General features: G+C 52.8%; 21 protein-coding genes and 1 pseudogene. 11 read left to right on the top strand and 11 right to left on the bottom strand.

Translation table 11 applies throughout. The features are described from left to right. Positions 1–9: 9 nt before the first annotated feature. The 4 genes from ADICEAN_RS11300 to ADICEAN_RS11285 all read right to left on the bottom strand — a co-directional run bounded on the left by ADICEAN_RS11300 (position 10) and on the right by ADICEAN_RS11285 (position 3,227). A complete protein-coding gene (locus ADICEAN_RS11300) occupies positions 10–882 on the bottom strand; it encodes a M48 family metallopeptidase (RefSeq protein WP_009195733.1) in 873 nt (290 codons plus the stop codon). 121 nt (positions 883–1,003) lie between these two features. After that, entirely contained in the window at positions 1,004–1,813 is an 810-nt protein-coding gene (locus ADICEAN_RS11295; RefSeq protein ID WP_009195732.1) for a M48 family metalloprotease, read from the bottom strand. A gap of 14 nt (positions 1,814–1,827) precedes the next feature. Then, entirely contained in the window at positions 1,828–2,487 is a 660-nt protein-coding gene (locus tag ADICEAN_RS11290) for a 3-oxoacid CoA-transferase subunit B (RefSeq protein WP_009195731.1), read from the bottom strand. Positions 2,488–2,531: 44 nt separating this feature from the next. After that, positions 2,532–3,227: a CoA transferase subunit A gene (locus ADICEAN_RS11285; protein WP_009195730.1), complete on the bottom strand. Its 696-nt coding sequence runs from the start codon at positions 3,225–3,227 to the stop codon at positions 2,532–2,534. A 243-nt stretch (positions 3,228–3,470) separates the two neighbouring features. Here ADICEAN_RS11285 and ADICEAN_RS11280 point away from each other — a divergent pair, with 243 nt between their 5' ends. From ADICEAN_RS11280 to ADICEAN_RS21205, 11 genes are all read left to right on the top strand, one after another. Beyond that, on the top strand, positions 3,471–3,707 hold the full coding sequence (locus ADICEAN_RS11280; RefSeq protein ID WP_009195729.1) for a hypothetical protein: 237 nt from the start codon (positions 3,471–3,473) through the stop codon (positions 3,705–3,707). Positions 3,708–3,711: 4 nt separating this feature from the next. Then, the gene (locus ADICEAN_RS11275) at positions 3,712–4,827 is read left to right on the top strand and encodes a tyrosine-type recombinase/integrase (protein ID WP_009195728.1); all 1,116 of its coding nucleotides are present in this window, start codon (positions 3,712–3,714) and stop codon (positions 4,825–4,827) included. A 1-nt stretch (position 4,828) separates the two neighbouring features. Continuing rightward, positions 4,829–5,446: a hypothetical protein gene (locus ADICEAN_RS11270; protein ID WP_009195727.1), complete on the top strand. Its 618-nt coding sequence runs from the start codon at positions 4,829–4,831 to the stop codon at positions 5,444–5,446. A gap of 96 nt (positions 5,447–5,542) precedes the next feature. After that, positions 5,543–5,893, top strand: coding sequence for a helix-turn-helix domain-containing protein (locus tag ADICEAN_RS11265; RefSeq protein ID WP_040396833.1), 351 nt, complete (start codon positions 5,543–5,545; stop codon positions 5,891–5,893). After that, positions 5,886–6,338, top strand: a complete 453-nt coding sequence (locus ADICEAN_RS11260) for a hypothetical protein (RefSeq protein ID WP_009195725.1) — start codon at positions 5,886–5,888, stop codon at positions 6,336–6,338. The genes ADICEAN_RS11265 and ADICEAN_RS11260 overlap by 8 nt, the downstream gene beginning before the upstream one ends. Further along, positions 6,335–7,582, top strand: coding sequence for an AAA family ATPase (locus ADICEAN_RS21210; protein WP_009195724.1), 1,248 nt, complete (start codon positions 6,335–6,337; stop codon positions 7,580–7,582). The genes ADICEAN_RS11260 and ADICEAN_RS21210 overlap by 4 nt, the downstream gene beginning before the upstream one ends. A gap of 165 nt (positions 7,583–7,747) precedes the next feature. Continuing rightward, a complete protein-coding gene (locus tag ADICEAN_RS11250) occupies positions 7,748–8,071 on the top strand; it encodes a hypothetical protein (RefSeq protein WP_009195723.1) in 324 nt (107 codons plus the stop codon). Between the two features lie 494 nt (positions 8,072–8,565). Further along, complete coding sequence (locus ADICEAN_RS11245; protein WP_152426398.1) at positions 8,566–8,934, top strand: hypothetical protein; 369 nt, start codon at positions 8,566–8,568, stop codon at positions 8,932–8,934. A gap of 3 nt (positions 8,935–8,937) precedes the next feature. Then, positions 8,938–10,785 carry a tape measure protein gene (locus ADICEAN_RS11240; RefSeq protein WP_009195721.1) on the top strand — a complete coding sequence of 616 codons (1,848 nt, stop codon included), beginning with the start codon at positions 8,938–8,940 and terminating at the stop codon, positions 10,783–10,785. Between the two features lies 1 nt (position 10,786). Further along, the gene (locus ADICEAN_RS11235) at positions 10,787–12,004 is read left to right on the top strand and encodes a phage portal protein (protein WP_009195720.1); all 1,218 of its coding nucleotides are present in this window, start codon (positions 10,787–10,789) and stop codon (positions 12,002–12,004) included. Beyond that, positions 11,991–13,259, top strand: a complete 1,269-nt coding sequence (locus tag ADICEAN_RS21205; RefSeq protein WP_009195719.1) for a phage major capsid protein — start codon at positions 11,991–11,993, stop codon at positions 13,257–13,259. Before ADICEAN_RS11235 ends, ADICEAN_RS21205 begins: the two co-directional genes overlap by 14 nt. A 290-nt stretch (positions 13,260–13,549) precedes the next feature. Here the strand turns inward: ADICEAN_RS21205 and ADICEAN_RS11225 are convergent, their stop codons facing one another. The 7 genes and pseudogenes from ADICEAN_RS11225 to ADICEAN_RS11195 all read right to left on the bottom strand — a co-directional run. Then, positions 13,550–14,494 carry a bifunctional riboflavin kinase/FAD synthetase gene (locus tag ADICEAN_RS11225; RefSeq protein ID WP_009195718.1) on the bottom strand — a complete coding sequence of 315 codons (945 nt, stop codon included), beginning with the start codon at positions 14,492–14,494 and terminating at the stop codon, positions 13,550–13,552. Next, the gene (gene truB, locus ADICEAN_RS11220; RefSeq protein ID WP_009195717.1) at positions 14,481–15,176 is read right to left on the bottom strand and encodes a tRNA pseudouridine(55) synthase TruB; all 696 of its coding nucleotides are present in this window, start codon (positions 15,174–15,176) and stop codon (positions 14,481–14,483) included. Before truB ends, ADICEAN_RS11225 begins: the two co-directional genes overlap by 14 nt. Before the next feature lie 129 nt (positions 15,177–15,305). Next, entirely contained in the window at positions 15,306–15,521 is a 216-nt protein-coding gene (locus ADICEAN_RS11215; RefSeq protein ID WP_009195716.1) for a DUF3098 domain-containing protein, read from the bottom strand. A 6-nt stretch (positions 15,522–15,527) separates the two neighbouring features. Continuing rightward, positions 15,528–16,427, bottom strand: a complete 900-nt coding sequence (locus tag ADICEAN_RS11210; RefSeq protein ID WP_009195715.1) for a cell division protein FtsX — start codon at positions 16,425–16,427, stop codon at positions 15,528–15,530. A gap of 109 nt (positions 16,428–16,536) precedes the next feature. Further along, the gene (locus tag ADICEAN_RS11205; RefSeq protein ID WP_009195714.1) at positions 16,537–17,487 is read right to left on the bottom strand and encodes a hypothetical protein; all 951 of its coding nucleotides are present in this window, start codon (positions 17,485–17,487) and stop codon (positions 16,537–16,539) included. A 3-nt stretch (positions 17,488–17,490) separates the two neighbouring features. After that, positions 17,491–18,030 carry an RNA polymerase sigma factor gene (locus ADICEAN_RS11200; protein WP_009195713.1) on the bottom strand — a complete coding sequence of 180 codons (540 nt, stop codon included), beginning with the start codon at positions 18,028–18,030 and terminating at the stop codon, positions 17,491–17,493. An 81-nt stretch (positions 18,031–18,111) separates the two neighbouring features. Continuing rightward, positions 18,112–18,455, bottom strand: a pseudogene (locus ADICEAN_RS11195) (hypothetical protein); the annotation flags it as partial.

The following is an 18,455-nucleotide window of genomic DNA, read 5'->3' as shown; positions in this document are numbered from 1 at the left end:
AATGCCCCCTTACCAGTCGGTGCCGGAGGCCCTGCCACCAGTGGTGGTCTGTCCGCCTGAGGCCCGGGAGCTGGTAGGGCCGGGCAGGCTTTGCTTAAAGGCCTGGTAGCTGGCCGGGTTCAGCGGCTCGGTGCTACAGCCCATTTTCTGGCTCTGAGCCTCTATGGCGGCAATGCGGTTTTCGGGATTTGGGTGCGTGCTTAAGAAGGTAGGCACCTGGCCGCTCTGGTCTTCGGCCTCGCGCAGTTTTATGAAAAAGGATTTGGTGGCATCACATTCATAATTGGTAGCGGCCAGGTATTCAACCGAGCGCATATCGGCCTCGCGCTCATATTCCCGGCTAAAGCTCAGGGCGGTAAGGTTGCCCACAATCTGCCCCATGATCTGCTCGGCAGTACCCCCATCGCCAAAGGCCAGGTTCAGCAGCAGGTTGAGGCCGTACATTTTCTGCAGCTGCCGGGTGCTGTGCCGCAGATCGGCATGGGCAATCTCGTGGCCCAGTACGCCTGCCAGGTCATCCTCCTTGTCCAGGTACTTGATCAGGCCGGTATAGACATAGATGTAGCCGCCGGGGGTGGCAAAGGCATTGAGGGTATTGTCATCCTGAATGATGTACACAGTCCAGTTGAACTCATCCCGGTAGCGCACCTGCCCGCTTTCCAGAATGTGCCCCACAATGCCATTGAGGTACTCGTAGCTTTTGGGGTATTGCTGCGGATCCAGGATGGGAAATTTATCGGACTGGCTCTGGATCTCCTGGTTTACCTGAGCACCCAGGGCGGCATCATCTTCGGGACTGAACACATTGATGGCATTTTCGCCGCTGCAGCTGCCCAGCAGCAGAAGGGGGATCAGGAAGAGGGAGGGAAGTAACGTTTTCATACAGGGCTTTACGCAACTGCCGGCCCAAATGTTAAGCAGGGCAGGCTTGGGAAGTTTCTGTAAACAATAAAGGCACCCCTTTGCCAATGCCGGAGTGCCTTTGTGCGTAGTAGTGGTCCCCTTAGGGCAGCATGTTCTTAAACTGCTGATAGGAGCAAGTGCTGCAGGGATCCGCATCGCAGCCAAGGCTTTGTGCCTCGGCCTGAATGTCCTCCACCCGGTTGGCGGGGCTGGGGTGGGTGCTCAGAAACTGGGGTGGTCCATCGGTACCCCCTTCGGCCAGCAGTTTCTCAAAAAAACCGGCAGCGCCATCGCATGCGTAGGGGCTCTGCGGATTGCTCAGGTAGCGTACTGAGTACTGGTCGGCCTCCTCCTCATTGCTGCGGCTGTACTGCAGGTTGCCCAGCGCCCGGGCTACCTGTACCACGGCCCCCTGGCGCTCGCCCAGGGCCACATCCAGCAGCAGCTGCAGGCCTACTTCGCGCTGGATGGCCCGTACGGTATGGCGGCGGTCGGCATGGGCGATCTCGTGGGCCAGCACGCCGGCCAGGTGATCTTCCGTCTCCAGGTACTTGATCAGGCCGGTATAGACATAAATGTAGCCGCCAGGGGTGGCAAAGGCATTCAGCTCCTCATCATTGCGGATGATGAAGACATTGGTATAGCCAAAGCGGTCTTTGTAGAGCACATCGGGCGAGGCGGTGATGCGGTCCATCATGCTGCTCAGGTACTGGTAAGCCTGCGGATACTGCTCCTGCGAAAGAATGGGCAGGCTATCGGGCATGTTCAGGATCTCCTGGTGTACCTCAGCACCCAGGGCCACATCCTGCTCCAGCGGAAAAAGCACAAAGGGTTCATCTTTAGAACAGCTGCTCAGCAGCGCAACAAACAGGGCAATAACAGGGACTAGAGAATAGAACGGGTGTTTCATAGATTAGGTAGTAGTTAAATCTGGATCTCGGGAATCTCTCCCTCCACAACAAGCTTGCCTTCGGTGGCTTCCCTGATCTCTTCTACGCTAATGCCGGGCGCGCGTTCCAGCAACTTAAATCCCCCTTCCGGAAGTACTTCTAATACAGCCAGATCGGTCACTATCTTTTTTACGCAGCGCAGGCCGGTGATGGGCAAACTGCACTCTTTGAGCAGTTTGCTGGCGCCATCGCGGCTGCGGTGCTGCATGGCTACTATGATGTTTTCGGCTGAGGCCACCAGGTCCATGGCGCCGCCCATGCCTTTTACCATCTTGCCGGGAATTTTCCAGTTGGCAATGTCTCCCCTTTCCGATACTTCCATGGCGCCCAGAATGGTCAGGTGCACATGCTGGCCGCGGATCATGCCAAAGCTTTCGGCCGAGCTGAAGATGGAGGCGCCCGGCAGGTAGGTAACGGTTTGCTTGCCGGCATTGATCAGGTCGGCATCTACCTCAGCTTCGGTGGGGAAAGGGCCCATGCCCAGCAGGCCGTTTTCGGACTGCAGCTCAACGTTTATATTGTCGGGAATGTAATTGGCTACCAGGGTGGGGATGCCAATGCCCAGGTTGATGTACATGCCGTCTTTTACCTCCCGGGCAATGCGTTTGGCAATGCCAATTTTATCTAAAGCCATGTGTGAATGCGGTTTTGTGTGAAAAATAAGGGGTAGAAACTAGCTTAGGAGCGAACGGTACGCTGCTCGATCCGCTTTTCATACTGCTGACCCTGGTAGATGCGCTGCACATAAATGCCGGGGGTGTGGATCATGTTGGGGTCTAGCTCACCGGCGGGAACCAGTTCTTCTACCTCGGCTATGGTAATTTTGCCAGCGGCGGCCATCATGGGGTTGAAGTTGCGGGCGGTGCCTTTGTAGATCAGGTTACCGGCCGTATCGCCCTTCCAGGCTTTTACCAGGGCAAAATCGGCCCGCAACCAGCTCTCCATCAGGTAGGTCTTTCCCCCAAACTCCCGGGTTTCCTTGCCCCGGGCTACCTCGGTACCTACCCCGGCCGGCGTAAAAAAGGCCGGTATGCCTGCGCCGCCGGCCCGGATACGCTCGGCCAGGGTGCCTTGGGGAATCAGCTCCACCTCCAGCTCGCCGCTGAGCAGCTGGCGTTCAAATTCGGCATTTTCGCCAACATAGGAGGAGATCATTTTCTTTACCTGCCGGGTTTGCAGCATCAGGCCAATGCCAAAGTCATCTACACCGGCATTGTTTGAGATGCAGGTGAGGCCTTTTACCCCCTTGCGCAGCAGGGCGGCAATGCTGTTTTCCGGAATGCCGCACAGGCCAAAGCCCCCCAGCATGAGCACAGCGCCATCCTGAATGTCTTGCAGGGCTTCGTCGGCATTGGAGACTACCTTGTTGATCATAAAAATCTAGTGGTTATGTAGAATGAAACTTTTGCCACAAACTGAACAGGTAAAAGATGGCCCTAAAACTGGCCCTAATCTACGTATGGGCATTTTTTCTTTAATATTAATTACTATCTACTATGGTTTTATTTTGGTCCTTTTTGTACCTTGCTTGTGCCTTGGGAACAATGAGCAATGTTGAGGAACAAAAATCTTGTTCCCGGGCGCAAAATCATCTTACAATAATAAACTTTTTGCCCCATGACAACCAACATTCAAGCCCAGCCTCAGCAATTAAATGCCGCTTCTACTGTGGTAACTGCTGATTTTACACCCGCTGAAGCTACCAGCCACCTGGACCAGCTAAACGAGCTTTACACCCGCTTTATGAATGATGCAGTAAATGATGCATACAATCCGGAATGGGTGAATAAGGTGACTGATATGTATGTCGACCTGAGAGAAGTTCTGATGCAGGTTCGGGATCGGAAGGCATAGGCACATGACCAAAGTAAAGATCCGCACCAAACCAATGTCCGGGAACAGGCAGAGCTTGTACCTGGACATTTACCCCCCTGTGCCCCATCCCGAAACAGGCCAACCCGTCAGAAGGGAGTACCTTAAACTCTTCCTTTTTGATAAGCCAAAAACCGAACTGGATAGGGAGCACAACCGGGAAACCAAAGGGCTTGCAGAGAACATCAAGGCTAAGCGCCAGCTGGAGATACAGGCCGGCAACTACGGATTTCTGGCCAGCAAGAAAAAGGCGGCTGAGTTTATCCCTTACTTTGAACAGCAGGCCCAGAAGCGAACCGGCAACACGCTCAAATGCTGGAGCGTCAGCCTGGATCACTTCAAGAACTTTGCCGGGGACAACCTGACCTTTCTGGATATAACCGAAACCCTTATCAATGATTTTCGGGAGTACCTGCTCAGGCTGGAACCAAAGCTAAACCTGAGGGTTAAGCGCCTCTCACAGAACACGGCCCGACATTACTATCAGGTAGTGAAAACCGTACTGAAGGAAGCCTATAAAGAGGGCTATCTTGATAAGGATCTAACCGTACGGGTGCAGCCCATCAAGACCAAGGAAACCAGCAAAAACTTTCTAACCCTGGAAGAGCTGCAGAAGCTGGCCAGTACAGATTTTTACATGCCGGTACTGAAAAACGCGGCGCTTTTCTCTGCTCTTACCGGCCTACGGTACGGGGACATTAAGAAGCTGAGTTGGGGAGAGGTCCAGGAGAGCGGCGGCAAGTACATCATTCATATACGGCAGGAAAAGACCGCTGATAATCTGGCCTTGCCCATCTCAAAGCAGGCCTATGAATTGCTAGGAGAGCGGGGAGAGGACCGGGCGCCGGTATTCGCTGGCCTGACCTACTTTCACGCCAGCGTAAAGCTAAAGGAGTGGTTGCTGACTGCAGGTATAACAAAGCCTATTACATTCCATAGCTTCCGGCATACCTATGCTACGCTCCAGCTCTCAGCAGGCACGGACCTCTTTACCCTTTCCAAGATGCTAGGGCACCGATCAATCAGCATGACACAGGTATATGCCAAGATTGTGGATAAGTTGAAAGAAGATGCAGCCGATCGTATAAAGCTTGACATTTAACATGGACGCTCAGACACCCAATCTCCTTGAGTTTCTAGATGAAGGCATAGCGTTACGCCGATATCTTAGCAATCCGGATAGCCATTGTTTTGACAAGATTAGAAGCTTTACAAAAAAGTGGTACCATGAATTTTCTAAGTTTGATGACCTCCAGAGCACTGAAATGGCTAAGGCGCTTGATAAAGCATTTTCCGAGGTTGTGAGCCTGGAATTAGATCTGCTTGACGCACAACCTTCATACTTACAACTTTATTCAATTCTACCACCAATGATAAGCACGCCCTTAGAAGAAAACCCCCAAACCTTTGCCGACATCTTCACTACAGAAGCCTGGCCAAAGTACATCAACGCCCTGGCAATGGTGGCTCCGCCCGTAATTGACGCCGGCAACAACTTTATAGGAAGCCCGAGAAAGCACAAGGGTGTTATCTGCTCTTGGATAAAATACCTGCAGTCAAAGGGGATCATTAGGCAGAGCGTTAACCGCTCGCAGCTGGCCGGTATTCTAAATCGAGAAATTAAGGGGCTGAACCTGGGCACCGATGGAAAAACCTTTGACAACATCTCAGAGGAGTATTTGACAAATTATGAATCAAGGCTGATTGCCTACGTCAAATAACTTTTTATTACCAGCAATTACCTTTGGTAATACTGGGTAATTGCTGGTAATTACTTCTCTGCTCATTGCAGCATGTTCAATAAATCACATGCCGTAATGACAAACATCACATTTGAAAAACTACCCGAGGCCGTGGCACAGCTGCACGAAAAGCTGAGCAATATAGAAAGGCTTCTGAAAGATCAGGCCACAGCACATACGCCTGAGGCTGATGAGATTCTTACCATCAAAGAGGCCTCTCTGTTCCTAGGCCTGTCAGTTCCCACCATCTACGATAAAGTACACAAAGCTGAGATTCCGGTAAGCAAACGGGCCAGGCGCCTATTCTTTTCCAAGAATGATCTTACCGCCTGGCTGAAGGCCGGCCGGCGCAAGACGAACGAAGAGCTGGCCAGGGAGGCCCTTGCTAGAGAAGCGGCGAAAAAGAAAAGGGGGGCCAATGCGTAGCACCAGCACACCCCCCAAGAGTTCCCCCGCTGAAGATACGAAGAATTTCCCGCCCCGCAACGCCCCGCCTGATTCCGTTGATGTGCTGGAGGCAAAAGCGGCATTTAAAGCGGCATACTCTGCAGGCAGGGCTATTGTCGATCAGATAGAACACAAGCTGAGGCGCCTGGAAAACCTGAAGCAAATGAATCAGTACCAGCTCAGGGATTATCAGGAAAGTAAGCAGCTGATTGACATTTTCAGGATACTGATAAATAGCAGCGGTGTAGTCGTAAAGCACCTGGCCTACCACGAGGCTCAGGCCTACCAGTACATAGCTGAAGCTGCTGAAACTGAGCTTAAGATGATTCAAGCCTTGCAGCGGATCAACCAGCAGCAGAAGCAGGAAATTGAAGACCTGCAAAAACTAGTTGAGTTACTTTCATCCCAATACGTCTCAGCATGAGCAACCTACCTGTGAGTAAGCCCATAGGGGGGTACCCCCCTGCAGTAAATAAGGGTACTTTGCCTAAGGATAACCCCTATTATTTGCCTTCGTTGGACGACGCTGTTAATGCTGCGGAAAAGGAGCGTAAGCCTTGGGAAGACCCCAGAATATTGGAAATCATAAAGCTCCGGACAATTGACCTGAAAGCAGAGATCCCAAAGCCGCCAGTAGTTCTGGCCATCCGGCAGGGAATGGAGGAGTATTCTATTTGTAGAATAGGCAACTTCTCCCTGGTGACAGGTAAGGCCAAGAGCCGCAAGACCTTTGTACTGTCTATGCTGACTGCTGCAACGCTTTCCGGCAATGAGGTTTGCAACGCAATAAGGAGCTACTTACCCAAGGAAAAGAGGGGCATTTTGTACTTCGATACTGAGCAGGATGAGTGCGATGCTCAGGAATCTGTCATACGATCTGCCCAGCTGGCACAGATAGAAGACACAAATAATTTGAGGCCTGTCTGGTTAGGGGAAGAACCTACACAAGACCGTTACGAAACCATTTGGGCACTTATCCACATACATAGCCAGTCAGTTGGCTTTGTGGTAATTGATGGCATACGGGACTTAATTGACAGCGTAAACGATGAGGCAGGTAGTAAAAAGCTGGTGGATGATATAAGGCGCTGGGCCTCAAAATATCAGTGCCATATCGTAATGGTTATACACGAAAACAAGGCCGCTAGCACCATCCGTGGCCACCTGGGCACTGAGCTACAGAACAAGGCCGAAACGGTCTTTCGGGTGGAGAAGGTGGCCAATAATGAGGACGTTTCAATTGTGCATCCTGAGTATACCAGAAAGAAGCCTTTTAAGCCCTTCGCCATAGGCTATAACTCAGAAACAAACCTGCCCGAGATCCTGCATGACTTTGATGTTGATGGGGCCCTTAAAGAGATGAAGAAAAAGCAAAAGCCACAGGAGGCGAAAAAGTGGGAGTTAGAACGGTACTCCCTGAAAGAACACTGCACCTATCTAGCAGAAGTCTTTCAGGATATCCCAAAGCAGCGGGGCAGCGACTTTCGAGAGAATGTTAAGGAAATATACAGCAAGCACTCAGACTTCTTTAAGAAGGACGCCGAAAGGGCCGCCCTCTTCTTTGAGGGCCTGGGCCTGATCGAAAGCAACAAAGAGGAGGAGCGCAATAAGGCTAAGCAGTACTACTGGCTAAGCGAAAAAGCACGCTATGAGAACTCACCTTTATAGGGGATATAGAAACAATCTTACATGTAGCCGCTACATCCTTCTCTCTATATCTAAGGGGGGATATAGAATGAGGGGATATAGAACCCTATATAAATATAGGGATTCTACATGCCCCCCTCTTCATTCATACCCCCGACTTAAAAAACACTAACCTAACCCACACCCATGAGAACCAATACCACACCAAAGAACCCGATACCACCCTACATATTCAAGATTGTAGAAGCCAAACCCGGCATCATTGACCCTAAAACCAAGAACCTGCTCATGTTCCCTCTGCATGAGTTCAACACTGGCAACATATGGCTTGACTACATGCAGGCAGGAGCCAAATACGCCAGCATAGCAGAGCCCGGCAAGCCCTATTTGCTCTACATGATCATGGAGGACCACTGGCTGCTGTTGAGCGATCCTGACCCCGTACGCTTTGAGCAGGCACACTCACTGGTGCAAAAACTGATCGATCACCAGTGCGGGAGAACCGATTAAAAAATCTCTGAGCAGCGATCAGGCCACGACCGACGTCCCCGTGAAAAAAAATCGCTGTCACTTCATTTTAGATAGGGGGGCGGGTGGGCATCAGAAAGCCTACCAGCTGCAAGGAAACAAAGGAGAGACAGGTGAAAAGCCTCCTGATTTCGTTAAAATTCCCGCTGTTTTCAATCGATCCGGCGGCAAAAAATAATCTCTGGGGCTTTCTCGGCCACCACCGCTGCCATAAGGATTTTCGTGTGCTGCCAAGCTCGAGGCCGCCCTGGTACTTTATGCAGAAACAGCTATTTTCTTACATAGAGACTCCGAGTTAAGGAAACCTTAACTGGCTCCGTTATCAGCTCTCTACTTTTGGGTAAACACACACGCTTATGTCTACCCACAGGTTACTTTCACATACTGATCTCGGCAATCAATTTGGCCAATCTCGCTGCGAGCGTTCTGCTTCGCTATTGGCTCAGGCGGGCGCCCTGCCCAAACATGCAGAGCAGTTGAGCATTCAGGAATATGCCCTTCTGATTTATGTGCTTATTGCCTCTCGGAAGGCCTCAAAAGTTTTTCAGGTGTATTCCCTGATTCATGACGTAAAGAGCCGCCTGACCGGCAAAACGTTGCTCTGCTGGCTAACTGACCGGCTGCTGGAAAAACGCCCTTTTGAGGGGGTGAAACAGATCGTCTTTACAGATGGCGCCTATGGGGAAGTACACTACACTGATGGCTCTGCCCAGATCTTTGGCGAGCGCAGCCCCTTCAACCGCTACAACGCTGTAGATAGTGCCGAGCTGGGCAAGCTGGTAGTTTACTACGAGCAATACCGCTGCGGCGAACTGGCAGTAAAGTACGGCAGAAACGAGGCGTAAGGTATGTCTGTATTATCAAGCCTCGCGATACGCTTTACCGCTGACGTTGCCTCTTTCGATAAGGGCATGCAGCAGGTGAACCGCAAGCTGGACAACTTCAGCAAAACGGCCAACACCATTGGCAACACGCTTATGCTGACAGCCATTGCCAGCCAGGCGGCGGGGCTTGGAATGCAGATCTTTCAGGTAACGGCTGAGTTCGAGAAGATGAAAGCCGTGCTCACCAACACCCTGGGCAGCAAGGGCGCCGCTGAGCTGGCCTTTGACCAGATCCAGAGCTTTGCCAGCAAAACCCCCTACCAAGTACAGGAGCTGACGGATTCCTTCATCAAGCTTACCAACCGGGGCTTTAAGCCTACGACCAACGAAATGCGCCAGCTGGGCGACCTGGCCAGCAGCACCGGCAAAAGCTTTGACCAGCTTTCAGAGGCGCTGCTTGATGCCATGACGTCGGAATTCGAGAGGCTCAAGGAATTCGGAGTTAAGGCGAAAAAGGAAGGCGACAGAGTAAAATTCACCTTCAAGGGCGTCACCACTGAGGTAAAGAATACCGAAGAGGCTATCAAGAAATACGTGCTCTCCCTGGGGGATGCACAGGGCGTAAGCGGCTCTATGGCTGCAGTATCGGAAACCCTTACCGGTAAGCTTTCCAACCTGGAAGACAGCTATACCAAAATGCTGGACACGATCGGCAAGGGCAATACCGGCCCGATCGCCAAAGCCATTGAAGGGCTTACCAAGCTTACTGAGGCAGTTACCTTCCACATGTCCGGTACCAAAGACCGGGCAAAGGAATACGTAGACACTGAAAGCATACAAGGGGGTATTGCCAACCTCAAAAAGCTGCAAAGCGTACTGGCAGACTTGCAGGAACAGCAGCGCAGTGAGGGCTTTCTATCTAAGGTAGGGGAACACATCATGGGTCGGGATGATGAGGCCAATAAGATCAGCATCATTGCCGAGGCCATACGGCAGCAGATCGCCGCTACCAACGCCCTTGTAGAAGCACAGCAGAAAGGCGCACAGGCTACCCGGGAAAAGATTGCAGCCGATGCGGAGGCCGCTAAGCAGGCTATGGCAGATCTGGGCATATTGGGCCGCCTCAGAAAAGAACATAAGGAGCTTTCAGAGCAGATCAACACCAGCAATTCAGAGAAATTCATCTTTGAAGCAGGCCTGCGACAGATGGCCCTTGAAAAGGAAATTGAGCGGGTGAACAACCTGGCCAAAGCCTACAACACCCTGCCTAAAATTCAGAGCATTGGCCTGATGGATATGACGGCCAAAGACTTTGACCCGCTGAAGAGCATCAAGGACAAAGCAGACAGCGCCGACCTCAGTTGGACAAAGCAGTTTGAGCAGGCTTCTGCAGCTGCTCAGGAGATGATAGACCTTACCCCCCTGATTGAGGGCTTCGCTGATACCATTGGAGATGCATTCACCAATTTGGGAGACGGCTCCAACGGCCTGAAAAACTTCTTTGGCGGCATTACCCAAACCATTGGCGGCTTTATGGGCACCCTGGGTAAGCAGATGATTGCCATAGGTGGCGCCCGTATGTCACTGGATAAGCTGGGCCTGACCGGTGCCCCGGCCATTGCGGCCGGCATTACACTGATGGCCCTGAGTAAGGTGGTAAGCAAATCCTTCTCAAAAGGCCCCTTTGGGGGCAGTGGCAGTGGTGGCGGTGTAGTGGATCCGCCCTTTAATGTGAACAAAGTGCCCTATGCCAGCATCCGAGGCCGGGAGAACCTGGCTGAAGAGCTGGGCAAAGTAGAATTTGAGATTAAAGGCACCTCCTTAATAGGCGCATTCAACAAAGCACAAACCCAACGGATAAGACTAGCATAGTATGAGCTGGCTAAAATCACTATTCAGTTACGGTGGGGAGCAACGTTCCCAGCCGGTAAAACTCAGCCAAATTGACAACTGGCAATCCTTCTTTCTGGGCGGGGGAGCCGTTACCAGTTCAGGCCAGCTGGTAACGCGGGAATCCGCTATGCGCTGGAGCCCGGTGTATGCCTGTATCCGGATCATAAGTGAGAACATGGCCAGCGTGCCACTCAAGGTGTATAAGAGCACCCCAACGGGCAAAGAGGTGGACAAAACCAATCCCCTGTACAGGCTGCTGCATTCCGAGCCTAACCCGCTCATGAGCTCCTTTACGTGGCGCCAGATCATGCAGGTGGATCTCCTCACAGAGGGCAACGCCTATTCGATCATCCATCGCAGAGGGAGCAAGGTAACGGCCCTGGAGTACGTGCCGGCCGGCAAGGTGGCCACTTATCCACAGGGGGACAGCCTCACCTATGAGATTGAAAAGAAGCGCTACAAGCATACGGATATCCTGCACGTTACCGGCCTGGGCTGGGACGGTGTAAAGGGCATGAGCCCTATTGAGTACGCCCGGGAAGCCATAGGCCTGGGCATGGCCTCTGAGAAGTACGGCGCTGACTACTTTGGCCAGGGGGCAACCCTTAGCGGCATCCTGACCACAGAGGCCACGCTTAACCCCGATCAGCGCACAGCCCTGAAGGCTGCCTGGTATGAGGAGGCACACGGTAAAAAGAACAACCACGCTACCAAAGTGCTGGGCGGTGGCATGAAGTACCAGCGGATTGGCAACACGCCTGAGGAGAGCCAGAACGTGCAAATACGGCGCTTTCAGCTGGAGGAGGTTGCCCGGATATTCGGCATACCCAACCACTTGCTCAACAACCTGGAAAACGCCTCTTTCTCTAACATTGAGATGCAGTCCAGCGAGTTCGTTATGTACTGCCTGCGGCCTCATGCGGCCCGCTGGGAGAGCGAGCTGCAGCGTAAGCTGTTCCCCAACGATGACACCTTTGCAGAGTTCTCCCTTGACGGCTTGCTGAGAGCAAACGCAAAGGACCGGGCCGAGCTATACAAGGGCCTGTTCAATGTGGGGGCTATCGACTCCAACACCATTGCCAAGCTTGAGAACCTGGAAGGCACACCGGACGGCAACCGCCGCTATGTGCATAAAGATATGATCCCCGCCGACCTGATTGAGAAATATTTACTTCAGACCAAAAATGGAAAAGATTAAGGAGCTAAGACAGCAAATCAATGGCAAGATCAAACAGCGCAAAGAGGCCCTGGCTAACATGCGTTCGATCAACGATAAAGCCACAAAGGAAAAGCGTAATTTCAACCAAGACGAGCAAACGCGCTACGATGGCTTTGAACAGCAAATCTGCGACATAGACGAAGAGATCAACGCTCTACAGGACGAGCGGGACCAACTGATTGAGGAAAGAGACAACCAATTAGAAAACATACTGGCAACTATGAAACCAGAGATCAAGACCAAAAAGCAAGAGTATCGCTGGATTGATGCCAGCACCGGAGCCGATGTAAAAGTGCTGGCTCCAGAAGAAAAACTGTCTAACCCTTCGCACGAAGAGAAAGACCTTGACCTTGGCCGCGCCCTGCGAGCCCTGGCCACCGGCGACTATAAGAGCGCTGACAAAGAGCTTCGCCTGATGACCACTGCCGGCAGCTCCTCTGTGACGATCCCCACCGTAATGAGCAACCAGCTTATTGACCTGGTACGGGAAAAGTCCATTGCTATGCGGGCCGGCGTTCGCACCGTAGCGATGCCACATGGCAACCTGACCATTGCCAAGGTAGCCAGCGGCCTGACAGCTGAGTACAAGGCTGAGGGCGCTGCCTTCACCTTCCAGGATATGACCTTCGATAAAATGGAACTGAAGGCCAAGACCATGGGTGTGGTGGTGAAGATGAGCCGGGAGCTGGCCAAGGATTCCGCCAACGCCGCTCAGGCTATTGTAAACGAGCTGGCACAGGCTATTGCCGATGAGCTGGACCGCGCATTCATCCTGGGAGCCGGCACTGCAGCTGACCCCTACACCGGCATTACCGTGCTGGCAGGCGCTCAGTCTATTGCCGCCGTTGGTGCCCTGAACAGCTATGCACCCTTTGTGCAGGCATGGTCAAAAGCTCGTAAGGTGAACTCCTCACCCAATGCGTATATTATCAGCCCTGATAACCTTGGCACGCTGGCCCTGCTGCAGTCTACAGACGGGCAGTACATTCAGGCTCCCAGCCTGATCAGCGGCATTACCCCGCTTGATACCAATCTGATCGGCGACGACATTGCAGTGGTTGGCGACTTTACCAAAGCCTTTTGGGGGGTAACTGAGGGCTTGATGATCGAAACGACCACACAAGCCGGAGAGGCCTTTGTAAATCACGAAGTAGCCTACAAAGTGACCTGGAGAGGGGATCTTGCTTATGAGCGGGAAAACAACTTCATTAAGCTGGAAGGCATCACTGCCTAGTAACTCTGTGGCTAGAGTGGGGGCGGGATGCCCCTGCTCTTTTCTTTTTTTAATCTCTGTGGCCTTTTGCTTTGTCACCGCCGTCCCAGTAGAATTGTCACACAGCCAAAATTGAACCCAAAGGGGGTACACCAAAAACATTAAAAATACTTTTGCGCGTATCGCAATTGGTTCACGTCCTAATTTAGAAATTGAATTAAGGAAAGACAGGGGGTTTTGCTCCCTGTTTTTTTTGTACAATATATGTTCCTTGAAACAATAGTAAAATTATAACCACCTGATTTTAAGCGCTATAACTGATTGTTATAGTTTTGTAGAATGAAAAGTGCTTGTTCTTTATCCAGGGCCAGTTGCTGCCTGAGCTCGTCCAGGGAGTCAAACTTCAGCTCTTCCCGGATCTGCTGCACCAGGTCCAGCCGAAGCTGCTGTCCGTACAGGTCTTCTTCCAGGCCAAAAATGTGCACCTCCAGGCGGTGGCTCTGCCCGCCTACGGTTGGGCGCATGCCAATGTTGAGCATGCCCGGCAGCAGGCTGTTAGTATGGTGTACCCGCACGGCATACACCCCATCGGAAGGGATGAGCTTGTAATGCTCCGGTATTTCCACATTGGCCGTGGGAAAGCCCAGGTTGCGGCCTATTTTATCACCCTCTACCACCAGGCCGGCAAAGCTGTAGGGCCTGCCCAGAAACTGAGCGGCCTCTTCTACCTTCCCTTCTGAAAGCGCCTTGCGGATGCGGGTAGAGCTTACGCCTACATGGTCTACATCCTGGCGGGAAATCTCCACCACCTCAAAGCCCCAGCGGGCCTTATTGGCCATCAGGTACTCAAAGCTACCTTCGCGATTGCGGCCAAAGCGGTGGTCGTAGCCAATCACCAGCTTTTTGGTGCCAATGCCCTCTACCAGCACCTGCTGAATGAACTCGCTGGAGCTCAGGCGGGAAAAGGCTTCGGTAAAGGGAATTTTCACCAAATGCTCAACCCCAAAGGAGGCCAAAAGTTCGGCCTTTTCCTCAAAGGTAGACAGCAGTTTCAGGTCCCGGCTATCGGCATGCAGCACCAGGCGGGGGTGGGGCCAGAAGGTGATCAGTACCGATTCGCCGCCGGATTGCCGGGCGGCATCTACCAGCTGCTTTAATATTTTCTGATGGCCAATATGTACCCCATCAAAGGTGCCGCTGGTAACTACGGCATGGGGCAGGCGGGTAAAGTCCTGGAGGCCGTCATAGATCTTCATGCGTGCTACCCTTTATATGGTCCAGTAATGCAAGGGGTTCTATTGCATCTTCTATGCGCAGGCTGCCAATGCGGGTGCGCCGCAGGGCGCTCAGGTAGGCGCCGGTGCCCAGCAGCTGACCAAAATCATGCGCCAGGCTGCGAATGTAGGTGCCCTTGGAGCACACTATGCGAAAATGCACCTCGGGCAGTGCAAAACCGGTGATCTCAAACTCCGGCACTTCCACCGAACGGGGTTCCATTTTGATTTCCTTGCCCTCCCGGGCGCTTTTGTAGGCCCGCTTGCCCCCTATTTTGATAGCGGAGTGCTGGGGAGGGATCTGCTGCAGAGGGCCGGTAAGGGAGGCTGCCGTGGCGTAGAGCTGCTCCTGCCGGATATGGGCAAAGGGGGCCTCGCTGTTAAAGTCGGTTTCCAGATCGTAGGATGGGGTGGTCTTGCCCAGTACCAGGGTGCCGGTATACTCTTTTTCCCAGCCCTGAAAAGTCTCGATCTGCTTGGTCATTTTGCCGGTACAGAGCACCAGCAGGCCGGTGGCCAGGGGGTCCAGGGTGCCGGCATGGCCGATCTTTTTTACTTTCAAGCCCCAGCGCATTTTATTGACCACATCAAAGGAGGTCCAGCGGTAGGGTTTATCCAGAAGCAGTACTTCTCCTTCGGCAAAATTGTATTCTGTTTTCCTCATACCCAGCGGTACTGGTAAAAATAGGGTGCCGTGCATGTGCGCAGCAGCAGGGGGTGAACAAGCAGGAGCAGGGTGCAGATGGAGCCAGCTAAGCACCCGGTAGGCTTAGCAGCTGGCTCAAGTGCAGCCTCAGGATTTTTTGGGATTGTACAGGATGGCAAACAGCTCGAAGATAAAGCCCAGCATAACAATGATGGGGCCCACCGTTAAGCCCAGGGGGCCAAAGCCATGTGGCTCACTGTCCAGGCTCATGATCACAAAGCCCAGCACCAGTATGCCTATGCCCACCAGCATCAGCATGTAGTTGATCTTTTTAAAGGGCAGAATATTCGGTTGGTTTTCCATAATGGATTAATAGAGTTCGTCCAGCGAAAGTTGTAAATACTTGTTCATGGCCCGCCAGGTGCTGAACCAGCCCACCAGGCCGCCGGCAATTACCAGAATGCCAAATACAAGGAGGGTGTTTTGCCAGTCGGCCAGCAGCTGCAGGTCTTCTACCCGGTCGTAGGCCCAGTGCAGCAGGGCATAGAGCAGGGCAGAGGCCACAATGCCGGCCAGCATGCCATGAAAAAAGGCGCGTGTTAAAAACGGCTTGCGGATAAAACGCCCGGTAGCCCCTACCAATTGCATGCTGCGGATAAGAAAACGCTGGGAAAAGAGGGCCAGCTTAATGGTATTGTTGATGAGCACCACCACCACAATCAGCAGCAGGGCGGCAAAACCAAGCAGCACCAGGCTTATCTTGGCCAGGTTTTCGTTGAGTGATTCGGCCAGGCTTTTTACATAGGTGACTTCGTGCACCCCCGACAGGCGCTGGATATCGGCCTGCACCAGCTCAAGGCTGTCGGGCTGGTAGTAGCCCGGCTTCAGGCGCAGCACATAGGAGTCGCGCAGGGGGTTATCGCCCAGCAGGGCAATTTCTTCTTCGGGATTGTCCAGGAATTCTTTGGCCGCCTGCTCTTTGCTGATGTAACGCACCTGGGCCTTATTTTCTTTAGAGGCGGTGTAGCCCTTGCCGGCCAGGGTTTTGCTGATCTTGATCCGGTTGGCCTCCGAGAGGTCTCGCTCCAGGTACACCTGCACCTCCAGGTTTTCCTGGATCAGGCGCTGAAAGTTATTGGCATGCAGCAGCAAAAGGGCAAAGAGGCCCAGTACAAAAAGCGCCATGCTGATGCTGAACACTACACTAAGAAAGGGGTAGCTGCCCAGCTTTTTTTTATTGATCTTACGGGTACGTGCTTTTGCTGCCATAGGGGCGGACTGCCACTGGTGATGAAGGGGCAAATTACTCACTCGGGGGCTCAAAAACAAAAACAGCCGGAAAATGCCGGCTGCCAATGTTTGGGAGTAGTGTGCGGGTTTATTTTTGTGTGCGGGTGATGTCCAGTTCCTTTATCAGCTTTTCGCTGCTCAGGCGCCGCAGGCGGGTAAGCTTCTGCTGATCGGTCTTCAGGGCATAGTAGTTATTTTCAAAGTACAGGAAGTAGCTCCGGGTACCATCCATGTTGATCTCCAGAATCTCATAGGTCTTGTTGTTGAAATCGCCAAAGATAAACAGCTTGCTATCGAAAAACTGGTAGTGGAAGTCGTACTTATCGTGCTGCTGGGCGCTTACCTCTATGGTAGAAGTGGTAAACTGCCGGTTGCGGCTCAGTACATCCACCGGCGCTTCGCCCTGGTGGCCTACGCTGTTCAGGTCAGTATCTTTAAAGTCGGTGAGTACGCTGGGTTTCTGTACCACGGCCTGGGCAGGGGTACTGGCTGGCTTCTTCTCGGCTTTGGCCACCGCGTTGTTACTGGCCGGGGCGGCTGCCTGATTAGGGGCAGGGCTGCCGGTAGGTTCGGCCGGAGTTTCGCCAGGGGTATGCTGTGCCAGGGGGCTGGCGGACAGTTCTTCCTGCAGTATTACCACTTCAGGCAGAGGGGGAAGGCTGCTATCCTGCTGCTGCTCCAGGGCACTCAGCTCAATGAAGCGGCTTGGCAGCCCATCCTGATCGGCAGGGGCCTCGGTGTTCAGGTACATGAAAGCGCCAACACCCACAAGACCCAGCAGGGCCACGCCGGCGGCTAGCTTAAGGCCCAGGGCAGTGCTGAATCCACCAGCGCCTACATCCAGGCTGTCGAGCCGGTTTTTTAGCTCAAGGCGGCGGTTTTCCTGCAGGGCATGCACAATGTCGCGTTGCAGCAACACCTCTTCCTGAAGCTGACTGTCGGCGGCCATACTGGCCTCCATGGCAGCCTGCTCTTCGGCAGAGAGTTTACCCAGCAGATACTCGTCGAGGCGATGGTTATGGGGGGTGTTTTCCATCATGGGCTAATCCATAAAGTCGCTTTTGCTGTACTTGCTTCGTACCAGCTCATCAAGCTTCTTCTTACACTTATATTTTTTTGTTTTGGCGGTGTCGGTGTTGGCAAACCCCATTTTTTCGGCGATCAGGTCCATCGACATCCCATCAAAATAATAATAACTCAACACATTGCGGCAGGTAGGGCCCAGAGCTGCCACACAGGCGCGGATGATCTGGATGCGTTCCTTGCTGTCATCGCCCATACCTACCTCCCCATCCTTTGCCTCGTGCACCAGTTTGCTTTTACGCTCCAGTTCTTTTCGCCACAGGTTCTGGCACACGCTGTAAAGGTAGGTACTGATCTTGGAAGTAAGTACAAGATTGCCGCTGGCAGCTTTTTGCCAAAAGACGATCAGGGCATCCTGAAACACATCTTTCGCCTCCTGATCGCTACCCCCATGGGTAACCACCAGGCGGGTCATCATGCGGTAGTATTTCTTATACAGAAAATCTAACGCCTTTTCGTCCCCGCGGCTAATGCGTTCCAGAACCTCACTGTCTTTCATCTAGCTCGCTGCTGTTTAATACGACCTACCCTATAAAAGTAACCCGCTTTATTGTTATTTTTTTTAGAAAAACCTACATGGCTACTCATCGGCCCTGCCAGGCTGCTCGCTCAGGCAGATCACTTTGGTGGGGAGCACCCCATACACCGCATCGCCTGCTTTAGGTTTAATTTTGTAAAATCCCGTAAACTTTCCAAAAGCCGGCAGCATTCCTACACGCGGGCCAAAGTAATAACAGGGCAGGCTAAGCGCCTGCCGGGCAGCTCCCCGCAGGCTAACAGCGGGATGGATGTGCCCGCAAAGGGCATAGGTGCCGGCTGGCAGCACGTCTGGCTCAGGGGGGTGGTGCGTAAGTAAAAATGGGAAAATTTCCATATTGTTTTCCTCAGTTGCAGCCGGCTGGCTGCCGTAAACGCCCTGTGGCA

It is taken from the genome of Cesiribacter andamanensis AMV16, assembly GCF_000348925.1.
Classification (GTDB): domain Bacteria; phylum Bacteroidota; class Bacteroidia; order Cytophagales; family Cyclobacteriaceae; genus Cesiribacter; species Cesiribacter andamanensis.
The sequence above is the reverse complement of the archived record's forward strand: the minus strand, read 5'-3'. Positions and strand labels throughout refer to the sequence as shown.